Below are 15,443 nucleotides of genomic sequence, written 5' to 3'. Positions count from 1 at the left end.
GTACCGTGGTCCGGGAAGAACGGACCGGGTGCGGGCGCCCGCCGCTTGGTCGTGACAGCAGAGCGAATGTGAGAAGAGGGACTGTGAGCGTCAACCTCAACGAGAAGCCCGAGATCGACTTCCCGATCGGCGACGCCCCGACGGAGCTGCAGATCCGCGACATCGTCGTCGGTGAGGGCGAGGAGGCCAAGCGGGGCCAGAACGTCAGCGTCCGCTACGTCGGTGTGACCTTCGAGACCGGCGAGGAGTTCGACGCGAGCTGGAACCGGAGCCCCAACGAGTTCCGCTTCCCGCTGGGCGGCGGCCGCGTCATCAAGGGCTGGGACCAGGGCGTCGTCGGCATGAAGGTCGGCGGCCGCCGCGAGCTGACCATCCCGGCGCGCCTGGCGTACGGCAACCAGTCGCCGACGCCGCTCATCCCGGCCGGCTCGACCCTGATCTTCGTGGTCGACCTGCTGGCCGTCTGAGCCTGCCGTGCCCGTGGGCCGGACCCCTCCGGGGGCCCGGCCCACGGGCATGTCCGGGGGTGTTCGGGGATGCCGCTTTTGCGGTGCGTACCGCTACCGGTACGGTCGGTCCCGCCGGGTGGTGATCGCCCGGTTGGCGCACCCCGCGCTCGGCGCGGCACACCGGAAGGGTCAGCGATGGCGATCGCGAAGGCAGAGCGGCTGATGAATCTCGCCCTGTGCCTGATGAACACCCGACGTCCGCTCTCCAAGAAGGAGCTGCGGGAGTCCATCGAGGCGTACCGCGAGGCCTGGCAGAACGGCAGCGAGGACGCCTTCAACCGGATGTTCGAGCGGGACAAGGACGACCTGCGCGAGCTCGGCCTGGTGATCGACGTCGACGAGAGCACCCTGGACGGCGAGCTCGGCTACCTGGCCCGCGCCGACCGCAACCGGCTGCCCGAGATCGCCCTCGACGCCGAGGAGGCGGCCGCGCTGACCCTGGCCGCCCGGGTCTGGCAGCAGGCCAAGATGTCCGGTGCGGCCAGCGGCGCCCTGCAGAAGCTGCGGGCGGCCGGGGTGCCGTTCGCCGAGGCCGAGGGCCGCACCGCCCTGGAGCCGCGCATCCCCGCCCGGGAGGCCGCGTTCGAGCCGCTGCTCACCGCCGCCCGGGACCGCCGTCCGGTCGCCTTCGAGTACCGCAAGGCCGGCGCCGCCGCCGCCGAGCAGCGCAGCGTCGAGCCGTGGGCGCTGGAGTGCTGGCGCGGGCACTGGTACCTGGCCGGGTACGACCGCGACCGCGGCGACGCCCGGGTGTTCCGGCTCAGCCGGATCACCGGCAAGGTGAAGGCGAGGTCCGGGGCGTTCCTCGGCACCGTGCCCGAGCACGTGGACGTCCGGGCCACCGTGGCGAAGTTCGCGGGGGAGGGGGCCACCGCCACCGCGACCGTCCGGGTCCGCCGGGGTGCCGGCTTCCCGCTGCGCACCAAGGCGCTGGGCAGCACCCGGGTGGACGAGGCCTGGGACGAGCTGGAGATCCCGTACGGCAACGGGCTGGGCGCGGACCTGGCCGAGTTCGGGCCGGACGTGCTGGTGCTCGGGCCGGAGGAGCTGCGGGCGGATGTGGTCGACCGGCTGCGGGCGGTCGCGGATATCGAGGGAGAGCGTCCGTGAGTAATGCCATCGACCAGACGCGACGGATGCTGTCGCTGGTCACCTACCTGCGCGAGCGGCCCGGGGCCGAGGTCGCCGAGGTGGCCCGGGCGTTCGGGATCAGCGAGCGCGAGCTGATCGCGGACCTCAACGTGCTGCCGATGTGCGGCACCAGCTTCCGCGGCGGCGACCTGCTCGACATCGACACCGACGGCGAGCGGATCTGGTGGCACAACGTCGACGACGTGGCCCAGCCGCTGCGGCTGGCCGCCGACGAGGCGACCGCGCTGCTGGTGGCCGCCCGCGCGGTGGCCGGGCTGCCGGGCCTGCGGGCCGGGGACCGGGAGGCGCTCACCCGGGCCGTCGCCAAGATCGAGAACGCGGCCGGGGAGAGTGCCGAGGGCAGCGCCCGGGTCGGCGTGACCTTCGAGGCGGAGAGCCACGTGTTCGCCGACATCGACCGCGCGCTCAGCGAGGGCCGCCGGCTCTGGCTGCGCTACTACTCGCACGGGCGCGGCGGGATGACCGAGCGCGAGGTGGACCCGATCCGGCTGCTCACCGAGGGCCACACCTACCTCGAGGCCTGGTGCCGCACCTCCGAGGACCACCGGATGTTCCGGCTCGACCGGGTCGCCGAGATCCGCGTCCTGGACGTCCCGGCCGACCCGCCCCGGCGCGAGCCGCGCGACCTGAGCGGCGGGCTGGTCAACCCGGCGGCGGACGACCCCGAGGTGGTCGTCGAGGTCTCCTCCGGGGGGCGCTGGGTGGCCGAGTACTACACCCACGACCGGGCCGAGGAACTGCCCGACGGCGGGCTGCGGATCACCCTGCGCAGCGCCGACCCCTCCCAGCTGCGCCCGCTGGCGCTGCGGCTGGGCCGGGACGGCCGGATCGTCTCGCCGCCCGACCTGGCCGAGCAGGCGCGCTCGGCCGCGCGGGAGGCGCTGGCCGCCTACGGGGAGGGGCGGGCCTGAGCGGTGGAACCCGGGACCAGATTCAAGGTGTACTGCTCCGAGTGCCGGGAGAAGGTGGAGCTCCCGGCCGAGGACTTCCGCCTGACCCTCGGTCGCACCCCGGCCCAGGCGCACTACAGCTTCGGCTGCCCGCGGTGCGGTGCGGCGGTGCGCAAGCCGGCCGGGGAGAAGATCGTCGAGGCGCTCACCGGGGCCGGGGTGCGCACCATGCGGCTCGTCCCGGCGGAGGGGTGACCCCCGTATAGGGTGGGCGCATGTCCTGGATGCTCGTCGCCGCCGTCCTGCTCGCCACCGCGGGCCTGCTGGTCCTCGGGGTCCTCGCGATCCGGCTCTGGCTGGACGTGCGGGCGCTGGCCAAGGGCGTGGACCGGGCCTCGCGGGCGCTGGCCGCGGCGGCCGAGGACCTGGCGGACGCGATGCCGGCGGCGAACGCCCCGGCGGCGGAGCGGGTCCCGGCCGCTTAGCACGGCGCGGCTCCGGGTGGTACGGGGGCTGCTGCGCGCGGGTGGGGGCGGGTTACGCTCTCAGTTGGCTCCTGAACCGCGTACCGGGGGCCGCTGTCCTGTTCGGGCGGCCGTCGTCGTGGCATCATCCGCAGCGGTTACCATCCGTAGCGGACGGCCCGTCGGGCCGCCATGACTGAAGGTGGTCGCGCATGCGCATCTCGCCGACCGCGATCGTGGTGATCGTGGTTCTCGCCATCCTGCTGTTCGGAGCCAAGCGGCTGCCCGACCTGGCGCGCTCGCTGGGCAAGTCGATGCGGATCCTGAAGAGCGAGGCCCAGGCGATGCGTTCGGACGGCCGGTCCGAGCAGCCGGCCCCGCCCGCTCGGGCAGCGGCCCCGGTCGACGGTGCCGCGGGCCGGACCATCCAGTCCGCTCCGGGTGCTTCGGCCACGGCCCGTCCGGTGAACGAGCCCGCCGCCGGGGCCTCCGCGCCCGACGGCGACCGCCCGCACTGAGCGCGGCGCACGTGAGGCAGCCGACGCGCGCCGCGCGCACGACGTGCGGGAGGCGCGCGACCACGGAGGCCCGTCGACCGGCGGGCCCCGACGCACGAGTTGAGGACCGGGGTTGAGCAAGCTCTCCAAGGCGCCGAAGGCGTCAAAGGATCCTGAGGGGCGGATGGCCCTCGCCGACCACCTGCGGGAACTGCGCAACCGCGTGGTCAAGTCGGTCCTGGCGATCGTGCTGTTCGCGATCGTCGCGGCGATCTACCACAAGCAGATCGAGCACTTCCTGCTCCAGCCGCTGCCGCAGTGCAACACCAAGGTCGACGCGGACCAGTACCACGGGCGCTGCGCCCAGGTGTCCAACATCGGCCTCACCGCCGGTTTCAACTGGATGCTGAAGGTCGCGCTGACCGCGGGCGTGGTGGCGGCCGTCCCGGTCTGGCTGTACCAGGTGTGGGCCTTCGTGGCGCCCGGCCTGCACAGGAACGAGAAGAAGTACGCGGTCATCTTCATGGCGTGCGGCGCCCCGCTGTTCCTGGCGGGTGTGGCGGCCGCGATCATGGTCATGCCGACCATGGTCGAGATGCTGATCTCGTTCACTCCGAGCGACACCACGCCGATCCTGCCGCCCGAGGACTACTTCGACATCGCCACCCGGATGGTGCTGGTCTTCGGCCTCGCCTTCGAGTTTCCGCTGCTGCTGGTGATGCTCAACCTGGTGGGCATCGTGACCGGTAAGCGGCTGCTCAGCTGGTGGCGCGGGATGGTCATGGCGATCACCGTGTTCGCCGCGTTCGCCACTCCGGGCGCCGACCCGTTCAGCATGCTGCTGCTGTCGATGCCGATCTGGGCGCTGTACTTCATCGCGGTGGGGATCGCGCTCTTCAACGACAAGCGCAAGGCGCGTCGCAACCCGGACGCCGGGCTGGACGACGAGGAGGCCTCGCACGTGGACCTCTCGGTGCAGCCGGTGGCCGGTGCGGAGTCCGTCCAGGCCTCGGCGACCCCGGCGGCCGGTGTGTCGGTGCCGGCGTCCCGTCGCGAGGAGATGGACGACATCACCTGAGCCGGTAGGGCTTGAGGGAGCCCCGGTCCGCCGTTCTGCCGAGCGGTGGGCCGGGGCTTCCCGCCGTTCCGGCCTTTCCGCTGGTGGGGGTGGTCCCGGGTTTCGGTGGGGCGGTCTTGGCAGGTCGCATGGCATGTGACATATTACTGCCGTGCTGAAGACCGAGAGACCTCCCCTGGACGTCGTCGTGGTCGGCGCCGGTGTGGTCGGCGCCGCCTGCGCCTACTACGCCGCCCGCGCCGGGCTCGCCGTCGCCGTCGTGGACCGCGGCCCGGTGGCCGGTGGCACCACCGGTGCGGGCGAGGGCAACCTGCTGGTCTCCGACAAGGAGCCCGGCCCCGAACTCGACCTCGCCCTGCTCAGCACCCGGCTCTGGCGCGAACTCGCCGAGCGGCTCGGCCCCGCGATCGAGTACGAGCCCAAGGGCGGCGTGGTGGTCGCCTCCACCGCCGCCGGGCAGGACGCGCTGCGGGCCTTCGCCGCCGGGCAGCGGACCGTCGGGGTCGAGGCCGAGGAGGTGCCCGGCGAGCGGCTGCGCGAGCTGGAGCCGCACCTGGCCGAGGGCCTGGCCGGCGGCTTCCACTACCCGCAGGACGCCCAGGTCCAGCCCGCCCTGGCCGCCGCCCACCTGCTGCGCGAGGCCCGCCGGATGGGCGCCGAGCTGATCACCGGGGAGAGCGTCACCGCCGTCGACCGCGGCCCGGACGGCGCCGTGCGCGGCGTGCGGACCGACCGGCGGAGCCTGGCCGCCGCCGCCGTGGTGAACGCGGCCGGCACCTGGGGCGGCGAGATCGCCGCGCTGGCCGGAGTGCACCTGCCGGTGCTGCCCCGGCGCGGCTTCGTGCTGGTCACCGAGCCGCTGCCGCGGGTCGTGCGGCACAAGGTCTACGCCGCCGACTACGTGGCCAACGTGGCCAGCGGATCGGCCGGGCTGGAGACCTCCGCCGTGATCGAGGGCACCCCGGGCGGGCCGGTGCTGATCGGTGCCAGCCGGGAGCGGGTCGGCTTCGACCGCACGCTCTCCCAGGAGGTGCTGAGCCGGCTCGCCGCCCAGGCCGCCGCGCTGTTCCCGGTGCTCGCCGACGTCACCGTGATGCGCACCTACCGGGGCTTCCGCCCGTACCTGCCGGACCACCTGCCGGCCATCGGCGCCGACCCCCGGGTGCCCGGGCTCTACCACGCCTGCGGGCACGAGGGGGCCGGCATCGGGCTGGCCCCGGCGACCGGGCTGCTGATCAGCGAGCAGCTCACCGGCAAGCGGCCGGAGCTGGACCTCGCACCGTTCCGGGCGGACCGCTTCCCGGCCGGGTGAGCGCCGGCCCGCCATCGCCACACATGAGATTCCGTCCAGGATTGGAGAAGCCGCCGATGCGCCGCCGCACCCCCGCCGGGCTGGTCCAGGCCGAGCCCGGGCCCGCCCACCACATCGAGTTCGACGGGCGGCCCGTCCCCGCGCTGCCCGGGCAGTCGATCGCCGCCGCGCTCTGGGCCGACGGCGTGCTCGCCTGGCGCACCACCCGGGTCGGCGGCGAACCGCGCGGGGCGTTCTGCGGGATCGGCGCCTGCTTCGACTGCCTGGCCACCGTGGACGGCCGCCCCAACCAGCGCACCTGCCTGCTCCCCGCGGAGCCCGGCACCACCGTCACCACCCAGGAGGGCCACGGCCGTGCCGACCTCGCCGTCTGACGCCCACGACAGCCAGCCGTACGACCTCGTGGTGGTCGGCGCCGGCCCGGCCGGGCTGGCCGCCGCCGTCACCGCCGCCGACCTCGGGCTGCGCTGCGCCCTGCTGGACGGCGGGCGGAGCACCGGCGGGCAGTACTACCGCCACCCGGCGCCCGGCCTGGGCGCGGCGCGGCCGGACCGGCTGCACCACCACTGGTCCGCCTACACCGGCCGGGCCGACCGGCTCGACGCGCACGAGCGCGCCGGGCGGGCCGCCTTCCTGGCCGGGCACCAGGTCTGGGCCCTGGAGCGCACCGGGGACGGCTTCGCGGTGCACGTCACCCGCGGGCCGGAGAGCACCGACCGGGCCACCGTCCGGTCCCGATCGGTGCTGCTCGCCACCGGCGCGTACGAGCGGCAGCTGCCGTTCCCCGGCTGGACCCTGCCCGGGGTCGTCACCGCGGGCGGCGCCCAGGCCATGCTCAAGGCCGGGCTGGTGCTGCCCGGGAAGCGGATCGTGGTGGCCGGCAGCGGCCCGCTGCTGCTCGCGGCCGCCTCCTCGCTGGTCACCGCCGGGGCCGAGGTGCCCGCCGTGGTCGAGGCGACCGCCTACCTCGGGTACGCGCGGCACCCCGGCGTGCTGGCGGGCGTGCCCGGCAAGCTGGTCGAGGGCGCCGGGCACGGCGGGGCGCTGCTGCGCCACGGCGTGCGGCTGCGCCCGCGCAGCGCGGTGGTCGAGGCGCACGGGACGGACCGGGTCACCGGCGTCACGGTGGCCCGGCTGGACGCCGACTGGCGGCCGGTGCCCGGCACCGGGCGGCGGATCGACTGCGACGCGCTCGCCGTCGGCCACGGCCTGCTGCCGCAGATCGACCTGGCCACCGAGCTGGGTGCGCGGACCGTGACCGGGCCGGACGGCGCGGTCGCGCTGGAGGTCGACGCCCGGCTGCGCACCAGCGTGCCCGGCCTCTGGTCCGCGGGGGAGACCAATGGCGTCGGCGGCGCGGACCTCGCGCTCGCCGAGGGCGAGCTGGCCGCGTACGCGGTGGCCGGGGAGCGACCCGCGGCCGCGCTGATGCGCCGCCGCTCGCGGCTGCGGGCCTTCGCCGACCTGATGGCCGCCGCCCACCGGCCGGGCCCCGGCTGGACCGGCTGGCTGCGTCCGGACACCGACGTCTGCCGGTGCGAGGAGGTGCCGGTCGAGGCGATCCGGGAGGCCGTCGAGGAACTGGGCGCGGGCGATCCGCGCACCGTCAAGCTGCTCACCCGGGCCGGGATGGGCTGGTGCCAGGGCCGGATGTGCGGTCCGGCCGTGGCCTGCCTGGCCGGTTCGGGTGAGCCCGGGCCCGACCGCCGCCCGCTGGGCTGCCCGGTGCCGCTCTCCCAGCTGGCGGCGGGGCCCACCCCGGAGTCGTAACGGGCCCGCCGTCGAACGGCGGGCCGGGGACCTTGTCTCCGGCCCGTCCGCTCTTGTAAAATGTCACACCTCATCAAGGAGCTCATGTGTCCATCACCCAGCACGACACCAACCGTCCCTGGCGCGGCATCATGGTCGCCACCACGCTCCCGCTGCGCCCGGACCACTCCGTCGACTACGACGCCTACGCCGAGCACGTCCGCTGGCTGATCGACTCCGGCTGCGAGGGCGTCGTCCCCAACGGCTCGCTGGGCGAGTACCAGACGCTCACCGCCGAGGAGCGCGCCAAGGTCGTCGAGGTCGCCGTCGAGGCGGCCGGCGACGGCTCCCGGGTCATGCCCGGCGTCGCCGCCTACGGCAGCGCCGAGTCCCGCCGCTGGGCCGAGCAGGCCGCCGAGGCCGGCGCCGGCTCCGTCCTGCTGCTGCCGCCGAACGCCTTCCGGGCCGACCACGCCTCGGTGCGCGCCCACTACGCCGAGGTCGCCAAGGCCGGCCTGCCGATCGTGGCGTACAACAACCCGATCGACACCAAGGTCGACCTGGTCCCCCCGCTGCTCGCCCAGCTGCACGCCGAGGGCTCGATCGTCGCGGTCAAGGAGTTCAGCGGCGACGTCCGCCGGGCGTACGAGATCGCCGAGCTGGCCCCCGGGCTGGACCTGCTGATCGGCGCCGACGACGTGCTGCTGGAGCTGGCGCTCGCCGGAGCGGTCGGCTGGATCGCCGGCTACCCGAACGCCCTGCCGGCCGCCTCGGTGGCGCTCTACGACGCCGCCGTCTCCAAGGACCTGGAGAGCGCGCTGCCGCTCTACAAGTCGCTGCACTCGCTGCTGCGCTGGGACTCCAAGACCGAGTTCGTCCAGGCCATCAAGCTCTCCATGGACATCGCCGGGCGCCCCGGCGGCCCGGTGCGCGCCCCGCGCCAGCCGCTCGTCCCGGAGATCGAGACGGCCGTCCGCGCGGCCACCGAGAAGGCGCTGGCCGACGGCCTGGTCTGACACCGGCGCGAACCCGGGCCTCCGGGCCGGCTGCGGCGGCAGTCGGCCCGGCCCACCCCCCACCATCCGAACCTGTACGGGAGTTGTGACCCATGCGCAGCCGTCACGTGTTCCACGCCGTCGACTCGCACACCGAGGGCATGCCGACCCGGGTGATCACCGGCGGCTTCGGCGTCATCCCCGGCGCCACCATGGCCGAGCGCCGGGTGCACTTCCAGGAGCACCTGGACCACTTCCGCACCCTGCTGATGTACGAGCCGCGCGGCCACGCCGCGATGAGCGGCGCGATCCTCCAGCCGCCGACCCGGCCGGACGCCGACTTCGGCGTGCTCTACATCGAGGTCTCCGGACTGCTGCCGATGTGCGGGCACGGCACCATCGGGGTCGCCACCGTGCTGGTCGAGACCGGGATGGTCCCCGTGGTCGAGCCGGTCACCACCGTACGGCTGGACACCCCGGCCGGACTCGTGGTCGCCGAGGTGCACGTCGAGGACGGCGCCGCCAAGGCGGTGACCATCCGCAACGTGCCCTCCTACTCGGTCGCCCTGGACCGCAAGATCGAGGTGCCCGGCTACGGCACGGTGACCTACGACCTCGCGTACGGCGGCAACTTCTACGCCATCCTGCCGCTCGCCGAGTTCGGGCTGCCCTTCGAGCGTGAGCGCAAGCAGGAGATCCTGGACGCCGGCCTGGCGATGATGGACGCGATCAACGCGAGCCCGGACCGGCCGGTGCACCCGGAGAACCCGTCCATCCACAGCTGCCACCACGTCCAGCTGCTCGCCCCCGGCTCCACCGCCGAGCACTCCCGGCACGCGATGGCCATCCACCCCGGCTGGTTCGACCGCTCGCCCTGCGGCACCGGCACCTCGGCGCGGATGGCCCAGCTGCACGCGCGCGGCGAACTGCCCCTCGGGCGGGACTTCCGCAACGACTCCTTCATCGGGACCACCTTCACCGGGCGGCTGGTCGAGGAGACCGAGGTGGCCGGGCGGCCCGCGGTGGTGCCCACCGTCACCGGGCGGGCCTGGGTCACCGGCACCGCCCAGTACTTCCTCGACCCGAGCGACCCGTTCCCGGCGGGCTTCCTGCTCTGACCCCTCCTCCCTCCTTCGTTCCCCGTACCTCCCTCGAAGGGCTGCTGGCTGTGACCATCACCTCGTACAACCCCGCCGACCCCGCCGACCTCGTGGTCGCCGTCGAGGAGCCCGGCGCCGAGGCCGTGCGGGCCGCCGTCGGGCGGGCCCGGGCGGCGCAGGGCGACTGGCTCGCCGCCGGAGCGGGCGCCCGGTCGGCGGCGCTCGGCCGGATCGCGGACGCCGTGGAGGCGCACGCCCACGAGCTGGCCGCGCTGATCGTGCGCGAGGTCGGCAAGCCGCTGGCCGAGGCGCTCGGCGAGGTCGCCCGCACGGCGGCGATCTGGCGCTACTACGCGCAGGCGCCGTACGCGCCCTCCGGGGCGGTGCACGAGACCGCCGCCGGCCCCGGGCTGCTGCTCACCCGGCGCCGCCCCTACGGGGTCGCCGGGCTGATCGCGCCGTGGAACTTCCCGCTGGCGATCCCGACCTGGAAGGCCGCGCCGGCCCTCGCCGTCGGCAACGCGGTGGTGCTGAAGCCGGCGCCCGAGGCGACGGCCTGCGCGCTGCGGCTGGCCGAGCTGGCCGGGCTGCCCGAGGACGTGTTCACGGTGCTGCCCGGCGGGGCCGAGGAGGGCGCGGCGCTGGTGGAGACCGCGGACGTGATCTCCTTCACCGGCTCGACCGGCGTCGGCCGGGCCGTGGTGCGGGCCGCGACCGAGCGCGGGGTGCCGGTGCAGGCCGAACTCGGCGGGCTGAACGCCGCGCTGGTGCTGCCGGACGCCGACATCGCGCAGGCCGCCGGGCACATCGCCGCGGCCGTCGCCGGGTACGCGGGGCAGAAGTGCACCGCCACCAGCCGGGTGATCGCGGTCGGCGCCGCCCACGAGCCGCTGCGCGAGGCGCTGGTCAAGGCGCTGGCGGCGGTCGACGACGCGGTCTGCGGGCCGGTGATCAACGCCGCCGCCCGGGAGCGGCTGACCGGCGCCGTCTCCTCGGCCGTCGAGGCCGGGGCGAGCGTGCTCACCGGCGGCCGGGTGCCCGAGCGGGCCGGCTGGTACGTCGAGCCGACCCTGCTCGCCGACGTGCCGGCCGAACACCCGCTGGCCCGCGAGGAGTTCTTCGGCCCGATCGCCGTGCTGCACGCCGCGGCCGACCTGGACGAGGCCATCGCGCTCGCCAATGACACCCCGCACAGCCTCTCCACCTCGGTGCACACCCGCAGCCTGGACGTGGCGCTGGCCGCCGCCGACCGGCTGGACGCCGGCATGATCCGGGTCAACGCCCCGTCCAGCGGCGTCGACTTCCACCTGCCCTTCGGCGGAGCCAAGGGCGCCAGCCACGGCGAGCGCGAGCAGGGCCAGGCGGCCCTGGACTTCTACACCGTCAGCCGGACCGTCAGCGTGCTGCCGGGAGGTGGCGCCTGATGTTCGTCCGCACCGTCGACTACCACACGGCCGGCGAGCCGTTCCGGATCGTGCTGGACGGCGTGCCGCCGATCCCCGGCGACACCGTCGCCGAACGCCGGGCCATCGCGCTCGGCGCGGGCGGCAGCGCGACCGCGCCCCGGCCCAGCGCGCTGGACGACGTCCGGCAGCTGCTCGTCCAGGAGCCGCGCGGCCACGCCGGGATGTACGGCGGCTTCCTGGTGCCGCCGGACGACGACGAGGCGCACCTGGGCGTGCTGTTCTGGCACAAGGACGGCTACTCCACCGCCTGCGGGCACGGCACCATCGCGCTCGGCGCCTGGGCCGTGGACTCCGGCCTGGTGCCCGCCCCCGCGGACGGCGTGGCACGGGTGCGGATCGACGTGCCGTCCGGCCGGGTCACCGCCCTGGTGCACCGGGCCGGCGGGCACACCACCGGGGTGACCTTCCGCAACGTGCCCAGCCGGGTGACCGCGCTGAAGCTGCCGGTGGAGACCTCGCTCGGCACCGTGGAGGTCGCCGTGGCGCACTCCGGCGCCTGCTACGCCTCGGTGTCCGCGGCCGCCCTCGGGCTCGCCGTGGAACCGGAGCGGCTGCCCGAACTCACCGCCGTGGGGCGGGAGATCAGGGCCGCGCTGGCCGGCGCCGAGGCGGTCGCGCACCCGACGGACGCCCGGCTCTCGGGTGTGTACGGAGTGGTGCTGTACGACGAACTCCCCTCGGTGGACGGGGTGCTGAACCAGCGGAACGTCACCGTCTTCGCCGACGGCCAGATCGACCGCTCGCCCTGCGGCTCCGGCACCTCCGCCCGGCTGGCGGTGCTCGCCGCCGAGGGGCGGCTGGCCCCCGGCGAGCCGCTGCGGCACGAGTCGATCATCGGGACGGTCTTCTCCGGCCGCTTCCTGCCGGGCGGCGACCCGCAGGGCGAGGGCGTGGTCACCGAGGTCGGCGGGGCGGCCTTCCGCACCGGCGAGCACGGCTTCGTCCTGGAGCCGGACGACGAGCTGGGAGCGGGGTTCCTGCTGTGAGCCGGACATCCGAGAGCCGGGCCGCCGAGAACCGGACCGCTGTGGTTCCGAGCGACCCGAGCCCGACCGCACTGCCCGGTACGGCGGTTGTGCCGCTCCAGTACGCCGTGGCGGGCACCGGCGGAGTCGGGCCCGCCGGTGCGGTGGGGGCGATCGAGCGGGTGCTGCTGGACGGGTTCGACCCGGAGGCGGCACCCGCCCGATCCGCCGTACCGGTGCCCGCCGGGGAACTGCTGATGATGCCGGCCGCCGCCGGGCCGTACGCGGGCGTGAAGATCGCCGGTGTCGCGCCGGCCAACCCGGAGCGGGGGCTGCCCCGGATCACCGGCAGCTACCTGCTCCTGGACGGGCCCACCCTGCAGCCGCTCGCCCTGCTGGACGGCGCCGCGCTCACCGCGCTGCGCACGCCCGCCGTCACCGCGGCCGCGCTGCGGCGGCTGGCGGTGCCGGAGGCCGAGCACCTGGTGCTGTTCGGCTCCGGGCCGCAGGCGTACGGGCACCTGGACGCCCTGCTCGCCGTCCGGCCGCTGCGCCGGCTCACCGTGGTGGCGCGCAACGCCGACCGGGCGCAGGCGCTGGCGGCGTACGGGCGGGAGCTCGGGCTGACGGCCGAGGTCGACGGTCCGCGGGCGGTCCGCGAGGCGGACCTGGTGGTCTGCTGCACCACCGCGCGCACGCCGCTGTTCGACGGCGCGCTGGTGCCCGCGCACGCGGCGGTGGCCGCGGTGGGCTCGCACGAGCCGGACGCGCGGGAGGTCGACGAACTGCTGGTCCAGCGGGCCGAGCTGTACGTGGAGGCGCGCACGGTCGCGGGCCGGGAGGCCGGGGACCTGCTGATGGCGGGCGTGACCGGGCGGCAGCTGTGGAACCTCTCCGAGCTGGTGCGCGGCGACGCGCTGGTGCCGGACGGGCGGCCGCGGTTCTTCAAGAGCGTCGGGATGGCCTGGCAGGACCTGGCCGTCGCGGCGGAGGTGTACCGGGCCGCGTCCTAAGGCCTGTCTGACGATTCCCGCCGGGTGCGCCTCGAATTGTCAGATATGCCCCAGCGGTTCAGTCGCCGAGGAACATGAGCCAACTGCCCGGGGTGGCGGCGCAGTTGGCGAGCAGGTTGCGCAGGTCGCGGACGGCCGCCCGCTGCTCCCCGGTGGTGCAGCGGGCGAGCAGCGCGGTGGCCTCCTCGAAGGCGGCGCCGGCGTCCTGCTCGTTGAACAGCGTGTCGCCGTACGGGTCGATCCGGCCGAGCCGGTGGTCGGACGGACGGGCGTGCGCGGCCAGGGCGTCGGCGAGACCGGCGCCGTGGTCGGTGGACAGGTGCAGCAGGTTCGGGCTGGTGCGGCGGCCGTTGTTCGGGCGGCCGTCGTACAGCGCGGCTTCGATCGACAAGTGCGTTACTCCTGGCCGTGGTTGGGAGTTGTGAACCGGAGTCGGCGCAGCGGGAAGGGATCCCCCGCTGCGCCGGCTCCTCACGTTTTCCGGCCGCCTCCCGGGCTTCTCGGGCCCGTCTCTCGGCTCGCCTTTCGGGCCGGCGGTCCGGTGTCGCGGGTCAGGCCCGGTCGTCGGCGTAGGCGGTGAGCAGGCGGGCCAGGTGCTTGCCGGTGACCAGTAGCGGCTGCTCGCTGCGGGCGACCTGGGCGGCGAGCTCGGCGCCCTCCAGGGTGCTGATCACGGTGCCGGCCAGCTCGCGGGCGTCCTGCTCGCCGACGCCGGCGGCGAGCAGCCGTTCCGCCACGACGGCCCGCCAGTTGGCGAAGGCCTCGGTCACCGCCTCCTCGATCACCGGCACGCGGCCGACCGTCTCCAGGGCCGTGCTGGTGATCGGGCAGCCGTCCTGCCAGTCGGACTCGCGCAGTTCCGTGGCGAGCATCCGGGTGCAGGAGGTCATCGCCTCGCCCAGGTCCGACGAGGAGCCGAGCCCGGCGCGCAGGAGGACGGCGAACTCCTCGTCCCCGTGCCGGATCGCCTCGGCGGCCAACTCCTGCTTGCCGCCCGGGAAGAAGTGGTAGACGGAGCCGAGGGTGGCCTCGGCCTCGCGGGAGATCTGCTTGATCCCGGTGCCCTCGTACCCCTGGCGCTGCAGCAGTCGGGAGGTGGCCCGGACGATCCGCTCGCGGGTGCCGGGCTTCGCTTCGGCCTTCGCGCTCGTCCTCGCGCTCGTTTTCGCGTCGGCTCTCTCGGGCGTGTTCACGCCGCGATCCTAGCCGAGATTCTGGGTAGAGCGTTCGTTCCAGTGCTGTGCTAGCGTCGGCCCGGCGCTCTGGATAGAGCGTTCGTTCCAGAGGAGGGGAAACGCATGTCCGTGGAGCAGCAGGCGCGGCGATCCGTGACGGTGATCGGGCTCGGCCCGATGGGGCAGGCCATGGCCGGGGCGTTCCTGGACGCCGGGTACGCCGTCACGGTGTGGAACCGCACCGCCGGGCGGGCCGACGCGCTCGTCGCCCGGGGTGCGCGGGCCGCATCCGACGCCGAGGCGGCGGTGGCGGCGAACGACCTGGTGGTGCTCAGCCTCACCGACTACGACGCGGTGTTCGAGGTGCTGGAGTCGGTCGAGCCGGCGCTGCGGGGGAGGACGGTCGTGAACCTCGGCTCGGACACTCCCGGGCGGGCCCGCGAGGCCGCCCGCTGGCTGGCCGAACGCGGCGCCGGCCACCTGACCGGCGGGGTGCAGGTGCCGCCGTCGGGCATCGGCAGCCCCGAGTCGTCCACCTTCTACAGCGGCCCGGTCGAGCTGTTCCAGCGGCACCGGGCCGCCCTGGAGGTGCTCACCGGGGCCGACTACCGGGGCGACGACCCCGGGCTGGCGCAGCTGTACTACCAGATCCAGATGGACCTGTTCTGGTCCTCGATGGTCGGCTACCTGCACGCCACGGCGATCGCCGAGGCCAACGGCATCTCGGCCGAGGAGTTTCGGCCGTACGCCCTGCCCACCGCCTCGCTGGTGCCGCGGATGATCGAGTTCTACGCGCCGCGGATCACCGCCGGGGACCACCGCGGGGACGTCGACCGGCTGACGATGGCACTCGCGAGCATCGAGCACGTCCGGGACACCGCGGAGGCGTCCGGGGTGGACGGCGCCCTGCCGGCCGTCCTCGCGGAGGCGGTCCGGCGGGGCGTGGCGGCCGGCGACGGCGCGGCCAGTCTGAGCACCCTGGTGGGCCGGTTCCGTCGGGCGTAGCCCTCCGTGCGGACCTGAAGATCGTGCGCCGTCGGCCGTTGTCACGGCCGCCGGCCGCTGACACCAAGGCATG

18 protein-coding genes are annotated in these 15,443 nt (G+C 74.9%); 16 read left to right on the top strand and 2 right to left on the bottom strand.

All coding sequences use genetic code 11. From position 1 onward, the window contains the following. Window positions 1–83: 83 nt before the first annotated feature. The 15 genes from ACWGKU_RS36755 to ACWGKU_RS36685 all read left to right on the top strand — a co-directional run bounded on the left by ACWGKU_RS36755 (window position 84) and on the right by ACWGKU_RS36685 (window position 13,190). Window positions 84–467: an FKBP-type peptidyl-prolyl cis-trans isomerase gene (locus tag ACWGKU_RS36755; protein WP_401047286.1), complete on the top strand. Its 384-nt coding sequence runs from the start codon at window positions 84–86 to the stop codon at window positions 465–467. Between the two features lie 177 nt (window positions 468–644). Then, a complete protein-coding gene (locus tag ACWGKU_RS36750) occupies window positions 645–1,619 on the top strand; it encodes a helix-turn-helix transcriptional regulator (RefSeq protein ID WP_452177271.1) in 975 nt (324 codons plus the stop codon). A gap of 26 nt (window positions 1,620–1,645) precedes the next feature. Then, entirely contained in the window at window positions 1,646–2,572 is a 927-nt protein-coding gene (locus tag ACWGKU_RS36745) for a helix-turn-helix transcriptional regulator (RefSeq protein ID WP_452177304.1), read from the top strand. Window positions 2,573–2,575: 3 nt separating this feature from the next. Then, entirely contained in the window at window positions 2,576–2,806 is a 231-nt protein-coding gene (locus ACWGKU_RS36740) for a hypothetical protein (RefSeq protein ID WP_049652006.1), read from the top strand. 20 nt (window positions 2,807–2,826) lie between these two features. After that, window positions 2,827–3,036 (top strand): hypothetical protein, encoded by a 210-nt coding sequence (locus ACWGKU_RS36735; RefSeq protein WP_452177272.1) that lies wholly within the window; start codon window positions 2,827–2,829, stop codon window positions 3,034–3,036. Window positions 3,037–3,227: 191 nt separating this feature from the next. After that, window positions 3,228–3,533: a Sec-independent protein translocase subunit TatA gene (gene tatA, locus ACWGKU_RS36730; RefSeq protein WP_380544678.1), complete on the top strand. Its 306-nt coding sequence runs from the start codon at window positions 3,228–3,230 to the stop codon at window positions 3,531–3,533. A 163-nt stretch (window positions 3,534–3,696) separates the two neighbouring features. Next, on the top strand, window positions 3,697–4,590 hold the full coding sequence (gene tatC, locus ACWGKU_RS36725) for a twin-arginine translocase subunit TatC (protein WP_401048810.1): 894 nt from the start codon (window positions 3,697–3,699) through the stop codon (window positions 4,588–4,590). A gap of 151 nt (window positions 4,591–4,741) precedes the next feature. Then, the gene (locus ACWGKU_RS36720; RefSeq protein WP_359901148.1) at window positions 4,742–5,902 is read left to right on the top strand and encodes an NAD(P)/FAD-dependent oxidoreductase; all 1,161 of its coding nucleotides are present in this window, start codon (window positions 4,742–4,744) and stop codon (window positions 5,900–5,902) included. A 56-nt stretch (window positions 5,903–5,958) separates the two neighbouring features. Continuing rightward, window positions 5,959–6,276 (top strand): (2Fe-2S)-binding protein, encoded by a 318-nt coding sequence (locus ACWGKU_RS36715; RefSeq protein ID WP_401048803.1) that lies wholly within the window; start codon window positions 5,959–5,961, stop codon window positions 6,274–6,276. Then, entirely contained in the window at window positions 6,257–7,672 is a 1,416-nt protein-coding gene (locus ACWGKU_RS36710; RefSeq protein WP_452177273.1) for an FAD/NAD(P)-dependent oxidoreductase, read from the top strand. Before ACWGKU_RS36715 ends, ACWGKU_RS36710 begins: the two co-directional genes overlap by 20 nt. Window positions 7,673–7,803: 131 nt before the next feature. Continuing rightward, window positions 7,804–8,667, top strand: coding sequence for a dihydrodipicolinate synthase family protein (locus tag ACWGKU_RS36705; protein WP_401048808.1), 864 nt, complete (start codon window positions 7,804–7,806; stop codon window positions 8,665–8,667). 92 nt (window positions 8,668–8,759) lie between these two features. Continuing rightward, window positions 8,760–9,764, top strand: a complete 1,005-nt coding sequence (locus ACWGKU_RS36700) for a proline racemase family protein (RefSeq protein WP_380352898.1) — start codon at window positions 8,760–8,762, stop codon at window positions 9,762–9,764. Between the two features lie 50 nt (window positions 9,765–9,814). Continuing rightward, window positions 9,815–11,170 carry an aldehyde dehydrogenase family protein gene (locus tag ACWGKU_RS36695; RefSeq protein WP_452177274.1) on the top strand — a complete coding sequence of 452 codons (1,356 nt, stop codon included), beginning with the start codon at window positions 9,815–9,817 and terminating at the stop codon, window positions 11,168–11,170. Further along, a complete protein-coding gene (locus ACWGKU_RS36690) occupies window positions 11,170–12,198 on the top strand; it encodes a proline racemase family protein (protein WP_380544669.1) in 1,029 nt (342 codons plus the stop codon). Before ACWGKU_RS36695 ends, ACWGKU_RS36690 begins: the two co-directional genes overlap by 1 nt. Further along, on the top strand, window positions 12,195–13,190 hold the full coding sequence (locus tag ACWGKU_RS36685) for an ornithine cyclodeaminase family protein (RefSeq protein ID WP_452177275.1): 996 nt from the start codon (window positions 12,195–12,197) through the stop codon (window positions 13,188–13,190). The genes ACWGKU_RS36690 and ACWGKU_RS36685 overlap by 4 nt, the downstream gene beginning before the upstream one ends. 58 nt (window positions 13,191–13,248) lie before the next feature. On the opposite strand, the gene ACWGKU_RS36680 is transcribed toward ACWGKU_RS36685, so the two are convergent. After that, window positions 13,249–13,581 carry a hypothetical protein gene (locus ACWGKU_RS36680; protein WP_359901125.1) on the bottom strand — a complete coding sequence of 111 codons (333 nt, stop codon included), beginning with the start codon at window positions 13,579–13,581 and terminating at the stop codon, window positions 13,249–13,251. A gap of 160 nt (window positions 13,582–13,741) precedes the next feature. Then, complete coding sequence (locus ACWGKU_RS36675; protein ID WP_452177305.1) at window positions 13,742–14,299, bottom strand: TetR/AcrR family transcriptional regulator; 558 nt, start codon at window positions 14,297–14,299, stop codon at window positions 13,742–13,744. Window positions 14,300–14,488: 189 nt separating this feature from the next. Here ACWGKU_RS36675 and ACWGKU_RS36670 point away from each other — a divergent pair, with 189 nt between their 5' ends. Then, the gene (locus ACWGKU_RS36670; protein WP_452177276.1) at window positions 14,489–15,370 is read left to right on the top strand and encodes an NAD(P)-dependent oxidoreductase; all 882 of its coding nucleotides are present in this window, start codon (window positions 14,489–14,491) and stop codon (window positions 15,368–15,370) included. Window positions 15,371–15,443 lie beyond the last annotated feature (73 nt).

Source organism: Kitasatospora sp. NPDC054768, assembly GCF_053612025.1.
This window is presented reverse-complemented; position numbering and strand designations above follow the sequence as displayed.

Coding starts and splice junctions, on each gene's coding strand:
- ACWGKU_RS36705 (WP_401048808.1), top strand. CDS start 7,804: ATGGTCGCCACCACGCTCCCGCTGCGCCCGGACCACTCCGTCGACTAC.
- ACWGKU_RS36750 (WP_452177271.1), top strand. CDS start 645: ATGGCGATCGCGAAGGCAGAGCGGCTGATGAATCTCGCCCTGTGCCTG.
- ACWGKU_RS36700 (WP_380352898.1), top strand. CDS start 8,760: ATGCGCAGCCGTCACGTGTTCCACGCCGTCGACTCGCACACCGAGGGC.
- tatC (WP_401048810.1), top strand. CDS start 3,697: ATGGCCCTCGCCGACCACCTGCGGGAACTGCGCAACCGCGTGGTCAAG.
- ACWGKU_RS36745 (WP_452177304.1), top strand. CDS start 1,646: ATGCTGTCGCTGGTCACCTACCTGCGCGAGCGGCCCGGGGCCGAGGTC.
- ACWGKU_RS36735 (WP_452177272.1), top strand. CDS start 2,827: ATGTCCTGGATGCTCGTCGCCGCCGTCCTGCTCGCCACCGCGGGCCTG.
- ACWGKU_RS36715 (WP_401048803.1), top strand. CDS start 5,959: ATGCGCCGCCGCACCCCCGCCGGGCTGGTCCAGGCCGAGCCCGGGCCC.
- ACWGKU_RS36670 (WP_452177276.1), top strand. CDS start 14,489: ATGTCCGTGGAGCAGCAGGCGCGGCGATCCGTGACGGTGATCGGGCTC.
- tatA (WP_380544678.1), top strand. CDS start 3,228: ATGCGCATCTCGCCGACCGCGATCGTGGTGATCGTGGTTCTCGCCATC.
- ACWGKU_RS36690 (WP_380544669.1), top strand. CDS start 11,170: ATGTTCGTCCGCACCGTCGACTACCACACGGCCGGCGAGCCGTTCCGG.